The sequence below is a fragment of the Acidobacteriota bacterium genome (assembly GCA_016208495.1).
Taxonomy (GTDB): Bacteria; Acidobacteriota; Blastocatellia; order Chloracidobacteriales; family Chloracidobacteriaceae; genus JACQXX01.
On record JACQXX010000125.1, the window covers coordinates 22,097 to 37,265 of the forward strand.

Consider the following 15,169-nt stretch of genomic DNA (forward strand, 5'->3'; position numbering starts at 1 on the left):
GGCTTCGTTGCCTTTTTTGAGGTTCGTCCCCAGTACTCAAGATAATCAGGCTTGTGACATGACCCAACCAAAGGCATAATGACGGCGCTTTTCACCTCAATTTGCTTTCCTCACATCTTTCAACCTGTTTTTTCACTGCCGAACTGGAAGGAGTGCGCCGGTTATGCTGTGGTGGACGCTTCAAGAACTGAAGTCAAACAACATCGAAACCCGCTTACGAGCCGCTCGCAAGTTAGGTGAATCGAAAGACCAGCGCGCGATTGAAGCCTTGATTCTGGCGTTGAAAGACCGGGAATTTATGGTTCGCAACGCCGCCGAAGAAGCACTCAGTAAAATTGATCCGAACTGGTTGCGGTCATCAACCGCCCGTTCGACCGTACCGGCCTTTATTGCGGCGCTCAATGAACAGGATCGTGAAGTTCGCAAATCGGCGGCCTATGTGCTCGGAATCATTTGCGACCTGAAGGCTTCGGATGCGTTGATTACCAAACTGGCCGACCATGATCGGGATGTCCGTAAAGCAGCGGCTGAATCGCTGGGCATGATGCGCAGCAAAAAAGCCGTCCCGGCGCTGGTGTCAGTCCTGGGCGACAGCGACAGCGATGTGCGCAAAAGCGCAACCTACGCGTTGTGGAACATCGGTGACGAACGGGCTATTCAGCCGCTGGTCGGCGAACTCAATGACCCAAACCGCGCCGTCCGTGAAGCCGCCGCCGAAGCCCTCCAGGCACTTGGCTGGCGAGCCCAAACGACTCAGGAAAAAGCCTATCTCGCCGTTGCGGTTCACAACTGGGATCTGGCTTCGCAGCTTGGTAAAGATGCGTTTGATGTCCTGGTGGCAACGCTCAAAGACCACGATAAGGAAATTCAACAGGGTGCGATCGAAGCCCTTGGAAAAATCGGTGATCCTGCCGCACTTGAACCGCTCTTTGAAATGCTCAAACATTGGGAACCCGATGTCAGACGGGCAGCACTCCGGGCCCTGAGCATCATCCATGACCCCCGAGCGGTTGATACCATTCTGGTTTTATTGGATGACAAAGATGGCGAGGTTCGAAAAATGGCGGCCAAAGCACTTGGGGAATTCAAACAACCCCAATCGGTGTTGCCATTGCTCGCCAAACTCAAAGATACGGAAAGCGGTGTTCGGCAAACAACCGCCGAAGCGCTTGGCAAACTGGGCGACCCACAAGCGATTGACTACCTGGTGAACGGCCTGGTTGATGAAGACAGCGAAGTCCGTGAAGCATCCGCCTGGGCACTCTCGACCCTGCGCTGGATCCCCCCTGATGAAACCCAGTTTATTCGATGTGCGATTGCCCTGCGAAACTGGGATGAATTGGTCAATGTTGGGGCCGCCGCCATTCCATTTCTCATCGAAGCCCTCAACGACAAACATAATTATGTTCGCGTAGCCGCAGCCTATGCCCTTGGTCAGATTAAAGACCCGGCGGCAGCCGAACAATTGCTCAATTTATTAAGGCACCGCAACGCCGAAGTCCGAGGCGTTGTGGCTGAGGCTCTCGGGTCACTCGGAGACGTTCGGGCGGTTCGACCACTCCTGCGCCTGACGGAAGATTCGGATATTGCCAGTCGGGTGATTGGTGCGTTACGGCAGCTCCTGGAGCAAAGCGCGCCTCAGTTTTCAATTGATGAGTTACGAGCGGTGATTCGTCTGGATAATGTCCAGCAGGTCCGGCTTGAAACTGACCGCCAGTTGGAAACTTATAAAAGCTGGAATACCAAACAACTGGTCAATTGTGGATACATCCGCCAACTGGCTCAGGAAGAATTGTCCCGCCGAGGACTCACCATTTGAAGAGTAGCGAAAGAGCGAGTAGCGAGAAAGAGCGAGTAGCGAGATAGCGAGTAGCGAGTAGTCTAGGAGCCAAAGCACTATTCACTCTTCACTCTTCACTCTTCACTCTTCACTATCTCGCTATTTCACTCATCCTATAAGGAAAGGAACGCTCTGGTTATGCCATACAGCGTAAATGGGGTAGGTACCGGGTTAATTAAAGCATCAAAAGAACGCAATATTGATGGCTGCATTCAATATGATGCTATCGAAGCCTTCATGCTGTTCTATATTCCAATCATTCCCTATAAGGCCATCCATGTGTTGGCCATCTGGCAAGCAGGGTATGAACAAGAAAAATACCAATCCATCAAATTGAAATCTTCCTCTCGGCTGGTTGCTAAAGGAATGTTAAATGGCTGGGGGAATGTGCTGTTGATCTTTGGTGGTGGGGCTTTTTTGTTTTTTAGTTTTGTGACCCTCACCATGAGCCGTCCATCAAATATAAAAGATTATATGTTTTTGAGCGGTATGATGGGCCTGTTTCTGATTGGTGTTTTTTGCAAAGCCGCCTGGTATCTTTTGAATGACACTGATGAACGGATCAAGAACATCATTGGACCTCATGATCTTGGGACGTCTGACCCGTTTGACTGGCCAGATGAAATTGCCCAATCCGTCATCAAGCATTTGGTGGCTGGAGCCAATGGCCAAACCCTGGTCGAAATTGCCAATCAGGCACTGGCTGAGCAAAACCGGGCCAAAGCAATGTTCTGTGTTCGACTGGCCATGCGAGGTGGCCAAAATCCGGCAGCTCAAAAGCTGTTTGATCAAATGATGGCGTCTGTGTGAAAAATCGGCTTCTGGCTGATCTTCAGTTGGTTTGGGTTCCTTAGCCCCAAATCAGAGTCCTCAAACCTGCGTCCTCAATTCGCTTCTTTCTGATTTTCTTATGGTGATTTCTGACAATTTCAAAGCTTTGGCAAAGCTGTATTACAACCCGATCCGGGCCATGAATGACATCATTGACCACGGCAGCCTGCTTTTTGCGATGACCGTGGCGGCGGTGGCAACAGTTGTCTTTTATCTGGCCCTGGCGATTCCGATGTTGACCGTGGTGGGAAATCTCTGGTTTGTTGGATCATCGTTGCTCCCCTCAACTCACCAGGTCGCCCCGGCCCAAGCCGACGCCCCTGCCAGTACCACAGGAGATGAAACCGAGGAAGATGTCCCCCCTCTCAGCCGTGGCTTTACACCAACCCGGATGCTCTATTTGTTTTATGCCTTTTTAAGTTCACCAATGTCGGTTTTGTCCTGGGTGGCGGCCTTGACCCTGCTCTATGTGCCGGCCTCGATCATAGTTGGATCGTGGTTTATTCCCACGGCTCGGGTTGGGATCTTTTTTCAGCAGCACTATGGGTCGCTGCTGGCCTGTACCTGCATGGCCTGGGCGGCGGCATTTCTGCCTGGGGCGCTGTTGCTTCTGGTGGGGCCAGTTGGAAAATTGTTCCTGGCCCCGTTTGTGGTCAGCCTTGGAACGCTGTATTTTGCGATTTTGATGGTCTGTGCCCTGCGGGTAAACCTTGGGTCTGAATATCAGGGCGCGATTGTGACGGTTCTGCTGTCGTGGGTTTCCCTTTTGCTGGCGCCAATTTTTTCAAGCTGCCTTTCGTATGTGATGCTTCCCTGGATCGCTTTTTACCTCTATGGGTACATCCGCGGTGAAGCCAACTTTGTTTCGACTGCGTTTAGCGGACAGCAAAGTTTTCGCCGATATCTGGAAGCTTCGACCATTAACCCACGGGATGCGGAAGCACACTATCAGCTTGGCTTGATCCATCAAAAACGGCGTCAGTACAGCGATGCGATTGACCGGTTCAACCGCTCTGTCGAGATTGACCCGAACGAAATTGACGCCCATTACCAGCTTGGCCGGATCGCCCGTGAACAAAAACGTTTTCAGGATGCCATCTCCCATTTTGATGCGGTGGTAACTCGCGATGAAAAACATTGCCGGTATGAAATCTGGCGTGAAATCGGCGCCACCTATTTTGAAGCCGGAATGTGTGAAGATGCCCGGCCTTTTCTTGAACGGTATGTGCAACAGCGGGAGTTTGATCCTGAGGGACTGTATTTTCTGGGTGCTAGCTACGCCGGGTTAGGCTTACGTGAACAAGCCCGTCAGGCACTGGAACAATGCCTCGAAGCTGTCCGAACCACTCCTCACTATCGGCGCGGCGAAGTTCGTCAATTTCAGAAACTGGCGAATGAAAAACTGGCTGGCTTGGCCTGACCCCAGTTCGAAATTGAGTTCCACACTGAAAAGGGAAAGGGAGGTGATTTGGTAAATCACCTCCCTTTCCCTTGTTTATACCACTTTGCAATGAAGGCAGTGTATTACGCGGAGGCTAGATCATTGAAATCATTGTATTTCCCTCAGCTCTTAGCCCTGTACCCTCAGCCCAAAACGATTTTATTTTGCACTTTGAACCCGCTTTACCCAGCCATCCCGTGAATTTTTCCAATCTGGCTGGAACATATCCGGCTTGACGCTCCCTGAAAATTCAACCATCAGTTTGGCCAGTTCTGGGTTTGTCGTGACAGCTTTGACTTCGCTGATCCATCCGGGCCGACGGCTTTTCCATTTGGGATCATTGCCGGTTTCTTTCACAAATGAATCCAATTCAATCAATAATTCGGCAATCTTCGTGGTGTCCCACTGGGTCTGGCATTGTCTGAGCCAGATTCCGCGCCGGCTTGCCCATTTTTCATTCAGGGCTTCTGGTTTGATGTTGCCGGGTAATTCCATTAAGAAAAAGCCGAGCATGTTGATTGAACTTCGTTTTTCTCGCTGCTGGTTTTGGGCTGATTTGGCCTCCACAGTCAATGTCGTGAGGCCGATTGGAGCAATCATCAGAATGGCCGCCATTACCAAAACTAACTTCCGAAACAGTTGATTCATATTTGAGTCCCTCGCAAATTTGCTCTTAGAAATAAATTAAAATGCTGAATTTCCTTTTTCCAGGTGTCACCACGTAACTGAGTGATTCCATGGTGAAGCTGGTTGGGAAAAGAAATTTTCAATGATACAAGTCTTTTGAAATTGCTCAAGGTGGATTTGAAATGAACAACCACGCTGGCTTAATTGGGAAGCTACCCGGACAGATGCCACCTGAACCGGGTAAGGTTTGCTGAAGCCAATTTCCTCCCCCTTGTTGGATTATAGCCAACCTTAACTCTCCGGGTCGGATTGCGTTCCATTTTCTTCTACTGGTTTCCGGAAATTCAGGTGGGATGGGTTTAATTCCCAGGCAAGAATCTCATCTATTTTTTCCTATGTAAAACTATTTATATCAAGAATTTACACTGATTGTCCCACCTCGTCTCGCCACTTTGGAATCCGATTATTTACAAAGGATACATCATTGCAACGCCAAAGAATTTATCCATAAAAACTTTTTAACGCAGTTATCTTTTAACGCAATCAAGTTTTTAAATTTTACTTCACGATTGATGTCCAGCAACCAGTTCCAGGCAAGTCTGTGAAAATGACCTATACAACCAAGTCAGGGTTCAAATATTCTCACCCTTTTGGCTGTCATATCTGTCTTTGAGGGTTTGTTTCTGGCGGTGACCAAATTTTACACCTATGGTTACGGTCCAGGAGAGACCCACTCACACACCTGACTTTTCAAACCAGAGTCGAGGCTCAACGGCCCTCAATCCCTCTTGCGGAAGAACCTCCTGCTCTTTTTGAAAGTCAAAACAATAAGAAACGATTCAGAAAGTGGACATTCGGTATGCACATGGCGATTCGAGCTTTTATTGGAGCAATGCTGATCTTCGCGCTCGTCAGTGGACAAGCCGTAGCCAACTGGCAAGCGGCGAAAATTAAAGGACTTGTCAATGGAATTCAGGCAGATGGGTCGAAATTACCGCTTGCGGGAGCCGTTGTAACGTTGCGTGGTACGGCGCTGACAACGAAAGACCCGGTCACGGTCACAACTGATGAAGAGGGCCGCTATACGTTATTTGATCTCTTACCCGGTGATTATCAACTCACGATTGAAGTGCCAGGGTTTGAAAGCTATAGCAAGAGCTATAAAATCGTTTCGGGCGCCGTTTCAGCCATCACGGTTGATTTAAGAATCAAAGAAACTAAAGAAGCCGTCGTTGAAATCAAGGCCAACCCAAATGAAATTGATAAAACTGAGACCTCGGTTGTTTCCCAAATCCAGGAAAAGACACTGCGCAACGCACCACTCGTCAACGAGACATTTCAGGATGCACTGCCGCTGGTGCCAGGCGTTGTCCGTGGGCCTGATGGACTCTTAAACATTAAGGGCGCCCGCGCCAGTCAATCCGGTTTGCTGGTCAATAGTGCCAACGTCACGGATCCGGTCACCGGAAACTACGCCATCAGCCTTCCTATCGAAGCAATTGAAACGGTTTCGGTGCTCTCAAGCCCCTACTCAGCGGAATTTGGAAAATTCAGCGGCGCGGTGACCACCATCGGCACCCGTGCTGGGGGCAATACGTGGCGATTCTTGTTTACCAACTTTATTCCCCGGATGCGCCGTCGCACAGACCCAGACACCGGTAAAAGCAAGCTGGTTGGACTTGAATCCATTACGCCCCGCCTGATTTTTATGGGGCCGATCATCAAAGACAAACTGACGATTTCACAATCCTTTCAGTATCAGTTTGTCCGCAATATCGTTCCGTCGCTTCCAAATTTGAAAAACGATGTCCAGTACGAGTCATTCGACTCATTCACGCAACTTGACTGGAACATCAATGGACGAAACCACTTAACTGGTGTTTTGTCGCTTTATCCACAAAACTTGCAGTCAGTCAATCTCAACACCTTTAACCCCATTGAAGTCTCGGCCAACTTTCGCCAGCGCGGCTTTTTTGCTTCAGCCGCCGAGCGGGCCGTCTTTACCAATGGCTCATTGCTTGAAACCACATTTGCCGCCAAACGGTTCAATGCGTTTGTGTTTCCTCAAGGAGACACGCCGATGACTGTTGCGCCAGCCGTCAACAGTGGGAATTTCTTTAACCGTCAGGATCGGTTTTCGACCCGGTACGACGGACAGTCAATCTACAACTTTGCACCGGTTGACGCGAAAGGGGATCACCTGCTCAAAGTCGGCACCACGCTGAGCTACACAACCTTTGACGGACGTGAGCGCAACAACCGAATTGATGTGGTCAGGCAAGACGGCACACTGAGCCAGCGGATTGACTTCGTCGGTGATGGCCAGTTTGAACGCAACGTCGGCGAAGTCTCTGTTTTTGTTCAGGATAAATACACAGTTCGGCCAAATGTTGTGCTTGATTTGGGGTTGCGCTATGACCGAAACGGCCTCTCAAACCAAAACAATTTTGCCCCGCGCTTTGGGTTTGTAATTGTGCCATTTTCAGGCGGAAGAACTGTCGTTCGCGGCGGAATTGGCGTGTTTTATGACAAAGTGCCACTAGGCATCGGTGTCTTTGATCGGTTTCAAAGCCGTCGGGTCACAGCCTTCCAGTCAGACGGCATCACACCGGTTGGTCCGGCTGAAACACTGCGCAACGTGTTTGCCGGCGAATTGCGGACGCCCTACAGCGTGTCAGGCACCTTCGAAATTGACCATCAACTCTTCAAGCGCTTTTTCCTGCGCTTTGGATACCAGAAGCGCGAAGGGAAAAACGAATTTCTGGTCAACCCTGCGACGGACCCGCTTCAAGGCCCGGTGCTGGTGATGTCCAATGGCGCCACGTCCAGTTATCGGGAATATCAGGTTACCACGCGCTACCGATTGAATGACGTAAGCGACATTTCGTTTTCTTATGTCCGATCAAAAACCACTGGCGATTTAAATGATTTCAACACCTACTTTGGAAACTTCCGGGCGCCGATTATCCGCGACAACCAGCGCTCTCGTCAGCCATTTGACACGCCGAATCGCTTTCTCACGGTCGGCAATTTCGAGTTGCCCTTTGGCATTGTGGCCTCACCGGTACTGGACATTCACACCGGGTTTCCCTTCTCACGGGTGGATAATGACCAGAATTTTGTTGGCATCCGCAACCCAAATGACCAGCGGTTTCTTCGGTTTTTAGCGCTTGATTTGCAGGTAACCAAGAAAATCGCCATTCCTTTCCGAGGCAAAAAACTGATTACTCGAATTGGTGTCAAAATCTTTAATCTGACCAATCACTTCAATCCTCGTGATGTGCAGGCCAATATTGGAAGCCCAATGTTCGGAGAGTTTTACAATAGCATTGGACGCACCTTCCGCGGCAAATTCGAGTTTGATTTTTAAAAGAAGGTCAGTCGTCAGTCGTCAGTCGTCAGTCGTCAGTCGTCAGTCGTCAGTCGTCAGTCGTCGAGTGTTAGGATTTTGAAGCGCCTGTCAAGTGTATTTGGTTCTTTTTGAGTCATTTGCAAAGAGTTCTTTTCAAGGTCTGTGCAAACTGAAATACCTGGGTTTGGTCTACTGACTACTGATACCATTTTGGAATGAAGCTATCGTATTAGGGAACAGTCAAGTAATTCAATCAATTGAATTTAGTGAACTACTGACTACGATCTACTGACTACAAACTGGTATGACTACTGACTTCCCAAAATTCCAAACCAAATCAGCACAAAAAGGCTCTAACAAACCACAAGTTCAAATCATTCCCTTGACCAATACCTGGTTTGCCAATCGTTACGTGTACAATCGAACTCAATCAATCCCAGACATCTTGATCATCACCTAAGGAAAACTCTCATGTCACAGAGTTTTAAGCATTTGCGGATGGGTTTCACATTTTACTTTTGTTTTTGTCTCCTGACAGGTTTAGGCGTCTTCGGAAAGCCAGTTGCCGTTCTGGCACGCCAGGGAAACGCTCTGGCGCCTCCTTCTGGGTTAACGGCACGTCAGACCGGAAGCCAGGTTGTTTTAAACTGGCAACCCCCCGATTTAAGCCGCTTTTCAACCGAACTTGCAACCCTTCGGCAAGCACCAGTTGCGGAAACTGAGCCAAATAACAGCCAGACCCAGGCCCAATCAGTATCATTGAATTCGATTGTCAGCGGCAGGGCCGAAACATCTGATACCGGTCAGTATGTCCTGGCACTGGCTGATGGTTCCAGCGATGATTTCGAAGATGTCTTCAAGTTTACTTTGACCGAGGCCAAACAGGTCTCGATCAAACTTGAATACACTGAAGAAGATGCTGATCTTGACGTGTGGCTCCTGGCCAATGATGCCCGGTTGACGATTCTGGATGACGACGGAGCGACCCAGGATAACCCGGAGCTGACACTGGTTGATCTTGATCCGGGAACGTACTTGATTGCCGTTTCGACCTTTGAGCCCGGCCCACCAACTCCGGCTGAAAATTCAGACTACCAGTTGACAATTTCAACCTCTGACTCTGGAACACCCCAACTTGACAGCTTCAATATCTACCGCGCTGAAAGCACCACCGTCCCGTTGACCCGTGAATTTCTGGTTGGGAATGTCCTGGCTGACACAACTCAGTTTATTGATACGCCACAGGGTGGAGATGGCCGAACCTCCTATAGCTACGTTGTAACGGCTCTCTATGACACAGGTGAAAGCGCGGCTTCAAACACAGTATCTATTGCGTTTAGCACTGATCGTACAACACCTACAGTTCGGGTTTCGTCACCAAATGGAGGTGAAACAGCCTCCGCTGGAAGCCCCCTCAATATCACCTGGACAGCCACCGACGACATTGGCGTTACCAGCCAGGAAATATCCCTTTCAACCGACGGCGGCACCACTTTTCCAACCTCAGTGGCAACAGGACTTTCTGGAAATACCAGTATCTTTACCTTTCCAATTCCCACCACTTTGCGTTCGACTTCGGCCCGGATCCGGGTTGTGGCCCGTGATGCGGCTGGAAACGAAGGCTCTGACACCAGCGATGCCAGTTTCACCATTGGCGGAGCAGATGCCATGCCGCCAACGGTGCGGCTCATTTCACCTAATTCCAAATCAGACAAGTTAAGAGCCGGCCAATCCTTCCTCGTTCAATGGCAATCGTCTGACAATAGTGCACTTGCCAGCCATGACTTACTGCTCTCGACAGATGGCGGTGCCACCTTTGCAACCACCATCGCCACTGGTCTTCCAGGGTCAGCCCAAAGTTTTTCATTTGCGGTCAGCGCGACCCAACCCAAATCCAAAACGGCTCGCATTCGAGTGATTGCCCGTGATGCGGCTGGAAACGCGGCTCAGGATGACAGCGACGAAAACTTCAAGATCAAGAAAGCGAAGTAGCGCAGGAAAGCGAGTAGCGAGTGGCGAGTAGCGAATAGTCAATCAATTCAACATTATCGTCAGTCAAATCCTTGAGCTTAAGTACCTTACCGAAAATTTCCAGACATTTTGAACCACGAAACACACGAAATACACGAAAAGAATCAAATACTTACCAAATCCAATATCTCAGGAAATTTATGACAAGGTACTTACTTCGCATGAATTTCTCAAAGCATGAGGATCTTTTTCTGACTACTCGCTACTCGCTACTCACCACTCGCTACTCTTGCTATCTCGCTCGGCTGGATTGACTCCTCGCTCCTCGCTCCTCACCACTCGCTCCCTTTGTTGCCTGCCCCAAACCGTCCTCGCTATTCCTCAATTCAAAAAACTGATATATAAACCGGCTCTTTCGGCTTTGGTGTTTTGAACACTCAAGGCTTGCTGGTCATCATCATTTTTATTGAGGAATTTTTTATGTCTTTTGTGTATGGAGTTTTGGGCGCTGGTCGCCAGGGCACAGCGTCAGGGTATGATATTGCACGGTTTGGCGATGCCGAAGCCGTGATTATGGCTGATTCCAATGGAAGAGTGGCTGAAGAAAGCGCTGCCCGAATCAACCGCCTTGTGGGCAAAGAAATTGCCCGTGGCGTGGAACTCAATGCCAAAGATCCAGCCGCGGTGGCCGCTTATTTTGAGCCGCTGGATTCTTGTGTCAGCGCGATTCCTTATTTTCTCAACTTTGAAGCCACCAAAGCTGCCATTGCTGCCAGATGCCATTTTTGCGATATGGGCGGCAATACGGGCGTGGTGATGCAGCAACTTGGGTTGCACGAAGACGCCGCTCAGGCCGGCGTTTCAGTGGTTCCGGATTGCGGTGTCGGCCCGGGAATGATTTCCAATCTGGCCGTCTACCTCGCCGAACAGTTTGAAGTGGCCGAAGATATCCTCATTTATGACGGCGGATTGCTCCAGCAGCCCCGACCTCCGTTTAACTTCGCGTTGTTCTTTAACATTGAAGGATTGACCAACGAATACTGGGGAGATGCGCTGTACCTGGTTGATGGCAAGGTTAAACCAACGGCCTGTTTTGCTGATGATGAATATGAACTGATTGAAATTCCGGGCCTTGGGACCTTTGAAGCTTTTGTAACTTCAGGCGGCCTTTCGACAATGGTTCCAACCTATGAGGGAAAACTCAAAACCCTGAAAAATAAAACGTTACGCTATCCTGGGCATGTGGCACTGTTTAAAGGACTACGTGACATTGGGTTGTTTAATCTGGATCCGATTGATGTTGGTGGTGTGTCGGTTGTACCGCGTCAGGTGCTCCATACACTTCTGGATCCGAAGATTGCCCCTCTTCCTGAAGACAAAGATATGATGGTCATTCATATCGTTGGCCGGGGTCAAAAAGGTAGCGCCCAGGCTGAAATCCATCTGGATATTGTTGACCGACTTGAGGAAACCACCGGCTTTTATGCCATGGAACGCATGACCGGATTCCACGCTGCCATCGTGGCGCAAATGATGGCACGCGGAGAAGTCGCCCAGGGTGCCGTTTCCCTGGAAAAAGCAGTCAACGCCACTCGAATGGTTGAAGAAATGGCCAAACGCGACATGACCGTCACCCTCACTCAGGTGAAATAAGATCGGAAGAATGAAGAACAAGTGGTTAGTGATTAGTGATTAGTGGTTAGAAATCAATACTTTCAACGAAGAACCAAGAACCAAAAACTAATCACTAACCCCTAACCCCTAACCCCTAACCCCTTTCTTCATCCAGTTTTATCTCAATTGGTTCCAAAGCTTTATGAATTTTTTAAGTGAATTTTCGACCGGGCGTTTTGAGCGTGCGCATCAGCGGATTGCATCTTTTGTCAGGCATACCCCGCTCTTACCTGCGCCGTTGCTGCAAGAGAATGTTCCAGGCAATCTGATTTTGAAACTTGAGAACCTGCAAATCAGTGGATCATTCAAAATTCGAGGTGTTTTCAATACACTGCTTCAGTTGAGCGAGTCTGAACGGCAACGCGGTGTCATCACGGCTTCAGGTGGAAATCATGGTGTGGCGCTTGCGATTGGGGCTCACAAACTTGGGATTCGCTGCCTGGTGTACCTTCCAGCAACTGCCGATGATGATCGGGTCAAGCGGGTTGAACGATGGGGTGCCAGGGTGATCAAACATGGCCTTGCCTGGGACGACGCCAATGTCCAGGCGCTGGTTCACGCCGAACAGGAAAACATGACCTATGTTCACCCGTTTGATGCCATTCAGACGATTGAAGGCCAGGGCACGCTTGGACTTGAGCTTCTGGATGATGTTCCGGATGTTGATTGTGTGCTGGTGGCAATTGGCGGAGGCGGGTTGATTTCTGGTGTGTCAACCGCCATCAAGTTGAAAAAACCTGAGGTTCAGATCATCGGGGTGGAACCGGTCGGAGCGCCTTCGATGTTGGAAAGTATGAAAAATGGAGCGGTGAGGAAATTATCGGAAGTACGTACCGTGGCTACCACTCTTGCGCCGAGAAGCGTCAGCGAACGAACTTTAGCACTCTCTCAACACTTTGTAAATCAAATAGTTCTGGTCACCGATGACCAGATGCTGGATGCAATGCGCTGGCTCTGGGTTGAATGCAACCAGCTTGTGGAACCGGCTGGGGCCGCTGTCATGGCAGCCATTTTTTCCGGTGACTTCCCGGTTGACCGCTTCAAAAAACCAGTCGCGTTGATTTGCGGCGGCAATGCTGACGCAGAATCAGTCTTTACCACGTATTCGTCCTCGTTTTCACCACAGAGGACGCAGAGGAACACAGAGGCAGAATGATCTTCTGGATTTCTCTGCGATCCTCTGTGTCCTCTGTGGTTCAAAGTGAATTTAGGAGTTCTTTTACAAGGGAAGTCGAATCGTAAAGCACGTTCCCACACCTGCCTGGCTCTGGCAGGTAATCGTCCCCCCGTGGGCTTCGATAATCCGCCGGCAAATATCCAGACCCAATCCTGTCCCTTCGTCCCCTTTGGTGGTAAAGAACGGCTCCCAAATTCGTTGCAAGTTCTCGGCTGGAATCCCACATCCGTTATCGGCGACATGAATTGCAACGGTGGGGCCTTCGACCACGAGGCGAACTATGACTTGACCAGCGTCCTCTTTGGTTGCTTCGACGGCGTTGCGAACCAGGTTCATCAGTACCTGTTCCACTTTTTCTTCATTAAAGACAAGTTCTGGAGATTCAGTAAATTGAAAATGGAGTGAGCGCCGTTTGACGCCGTGATCTAATCGCAAAAATGAAATCGTGCGTTCGATGGTCGGCACAATCGGGCGACGAATCTTTTCAAAATCCATCGGTCGGTTTTTGGCATAGGCGCGGATTTCTTCGACCAACGCCAGGGCCCGTTCCTGACCAAGCAACACCATATCGGTAAACTGCTTTACCTCTGGGTCATTGCCATATTTGATTTCCAAAATTTCCGCGCCACTCAGGAGCGCCAGCCGATTGCGAAGCTCATGGGAAATGGACGAGGCGAGTTTTCCAATTGCCGCCATGCGTTCCGATTTGACGAGTTGCTCTTGAGTTGCGCGTAACTCATTGATCAGGCTGAGGTTTTCCATTACCAGGCCGACTTCGCGCGCCGTTGCCATCAGAAATTCCAGGTCCTCGGAATCAAATAACGCCGCCTGAGTTCGACTGTAGAGGTAACACACACCCCAGACCCGGCTCTTGGAACTAATCGGTGCCGAAAGGACTGACCGAATATTTTGAATAATGATGCTTTCCCGCGCCGAAAACCGTTCATCGGCACTGGCGTCGCTGGCTAGAATTGCAACGTTTTCCAGAAATGTTTTTTCGACAATGGTTTTGCTGAAGGTGGTCAGTGCCCCAGTATTGCCTCGGTCCCGGTTGATAGCAGTTTCAAGCTGACCGCTGGCCGGATTGTAGATCAAAATTACACCGTGCTCGACCGGCAGGGCTTTAAAAATGCAGTCCAGCCACATCGAAACCAGTTCCATGGGGTCATGAACCGGTAGGATTTTATGTGTGATTTCATACAGCGAAGCCATGCGCTGGAGCGTCCGGGTTGAAACATACTGTGGTTGCAGCATCAACTCGGTATTGAGAAATCGGGTTTGCCGGTCGGTGATGATCGTGGCGCCGGCCATTTCTGGAACCAACACCTTTTGGGCCCGAGTCGGAGCGGTCAGGATATTTGAAACCGACTGCCGACTGTCCTCAGCCTGGCTGACAACTGACGGAGAAGCCCAACTAAACACAATTCGAGCGGCGGTAATGTCACCCAAAATGATTTCATCACCAGTTGCCAGGGGTTTTTCGGTCACCATGGCGCCATTGATAAAGCTTCCTGACTTGCTTTCCTTGTCCCGAAAGAGAAAGCTGCCGTCAGCTAACCGGACAATTTCGGCATGGTTGCGCGAGATCAATAAATCTTTGATTTGCAAATCGTTATCTGGTCCACGTCCAATTGAAAAAACATCGCCAGTGATTTCTCTGGAGAGCGGCTGGTTATCCCTGGTAAACAATGTGATACACGGGGTCTGAGCGTTTGGCGAAGACATGGCGAAAAATGTGGGGGTTCCTTCGGATGAGATGTTGTCGTGAGTTGCTATTCTAAATCAGACAAGCATTTAAAAGAAACATTCCGTGAACGCAATTTCACCCGGTCGGCAGTTTGATTGAAAATCCCTGGTTGAAAAGCTGCTGGCTGACACTCTCCCTATGTTTTGGTTTTGAGACACCCCATTCCCATGACCGAACAATTTCCGGCCAGGGTGGCCTGGATTGGCTTCGGATTGCTTGCATCTACTGTGTAATACTAATCTGCAATGAAATCCTCGTGTGAGAGAACAGTCAAATAGTTCAATCAAACAAGCTTAGGGAGCGTTAAAAAATAAGTTCCTGGGGCGCGTTCTGCCACATCCAGGTTTTGGTCTTGCACCGCGAAGCGTTGCCGTTCGGATAGCCGGTCGGTTGGCCGCTTTGGGCCTACCACCGGATCCAAAGGCCACCCCTTGTGGCTCCCCGCTTCGCCCGCGCCCCGCAGGGGCGCGGGCGAAGCGGGGGAGCACTGGAGAGAACGAACCTGTTCC

10 protein-coding genes are annotated in these 15,169 nt (G+C 49.9%); 8 read left to right on the top strand and 2 right to left on the bottom strand.

The genetic code is table 11. The annotated features are described in order from the left end of the window. Nucleotides 1-163 precede the first annotated feature (163 nt). The 3 genes from HY774_25735 (at nt 164) to HY774_25745 (ending at nt 4,091) form a co-directional block, all read left to right on the top strand. On the top strand, nt 164-1,819 hold the full coding sequence (locus tag HY774_25735) for a HEAT repeat domain-containing protein (protein ID MBI4751901.1): 1,656 nt from the start codon (nt 164-166) through the stop codon (nt 1,817-1,819). A 159-nt stretch (nt 1,820-1,978) separates the two neighbouring features. Continuing rightward, the gene (locus HY774_25740) at nt 1,979-2,650 is read left to right on the top strand and encodes a hypothetical protein (protein ID MBI4751902.1); all 672 of its coding nucleotides are present in this window, start codon (nt 1,979-1,981) and stop codon (nt 2,648-2,650) included. Nucleotides 2,651-2,750: 100 nt separating this feature from the next. Continuing rightward, a complete protein-coding gene (locus HY774_25745) occupies nt 2,751-4,091 on the top strand; it encodes a tetratricopeptide repeat protein (protein MBI4751903.1) in 1,341 nt (446 codons plus the stop codon). A gap of 180 nt (nt 4,092-4,271) precedes the next feature. On the opposite strand, the gene HY774_25750 is transcribed toward HY774_25745, so the two are convergent. Then, on the bottom strand, nt 4,272-4,760 hold the full coding sequence (locus HY774_25750; protein ID MBI4751904.1) for a hypothetical protein: 489 nt from the start codon (nt 4,758-4,760) through the stop codon (nt 4,272-4,274). An 838-nt stretch (nt 4,761-5,598) separates the two neighbouring features. Between HY774_25750 and HY774_25755 the strand changes: the two genes are divergently transcribed. The 5 genes from HY774_25755 (at nt 5,599) to HY774_25775 (ending at nt 12,892) form a co-directional block, all read left to right on the top strand. Next, nucleotides 5,599-8,109, top strand: a complete 2,511-nt coding sequence (locus HY774_25755) for a TonB-dependent receptor (protein ID MBI4751905.1) — start codon at nt 5,599-5,601, stop codon at nt 8,107-8,109. A gap of 286 nt (nt 8,110-8,395) precedes the next feature. Beyond that, nucleotides 8,396-8,551: a hypothetical protein gene (locus HY774_25760; protein MBI4751906.1), complete on the top strand. Its 156-nt coding sequence runs from the start codon at nt 8,396-8,398 to the stop codon at nt 8,549-8,551. A gap of 11 nt (nt 8,552-8,562) precedes the next feature. After that, entirely contained in the window at nt 8,563-10,083 is a 1,521-nt protein-coding gene (locus HY774_25765; protein MBI4751907.1) for a PPC domain-containing protein, read from the top strand. Nucleotides 10,084-10,542: 459 nt separating this feature from the next. Then, nucleotides 10,543-11,715, top strand: a complete 1,173-nt coding sequence (locus tag HY774_25770; protein MBI4751908.1) for a saccharopine dehydrogenase NADP-binding domain-containing protein — start codon at nt 10,543-10,545, stop codon at nt 11,713-11,715. Between the two features lie 163 nt (nt 11,716-11,878). Continuing rightward, nucleotides 11,879-12,892 carry a threonine/serine dehydratase gene (locus HY774_25775; protein MBI4751909.1) on the top strand — a complete coding sequence of 338 codons (1,014 nt, stop codon included), beginning with the start codon at nt 11,879-11,881 and terminating at the stop codon, nt 12,890-12,892. A gap of 63 nt (nt 12,893-12,955) precedes the next feature. Here HY774_25775 and HY774_25780 read toward each other — a convergent pair whose 3' ends face one another. Beyond that, nucleotides 12,956-14,638, bottom strand: coding sequence for an FHA domain-containing protein (locus HY774_25780; protein MBI4751910.1), 1,683 nt, complete (start codon nt 14,636-14,638; stop codon nt 12,956-12,958). Nucleotides 14,639-15,169 lie beyond the last annotated feature (531 nt).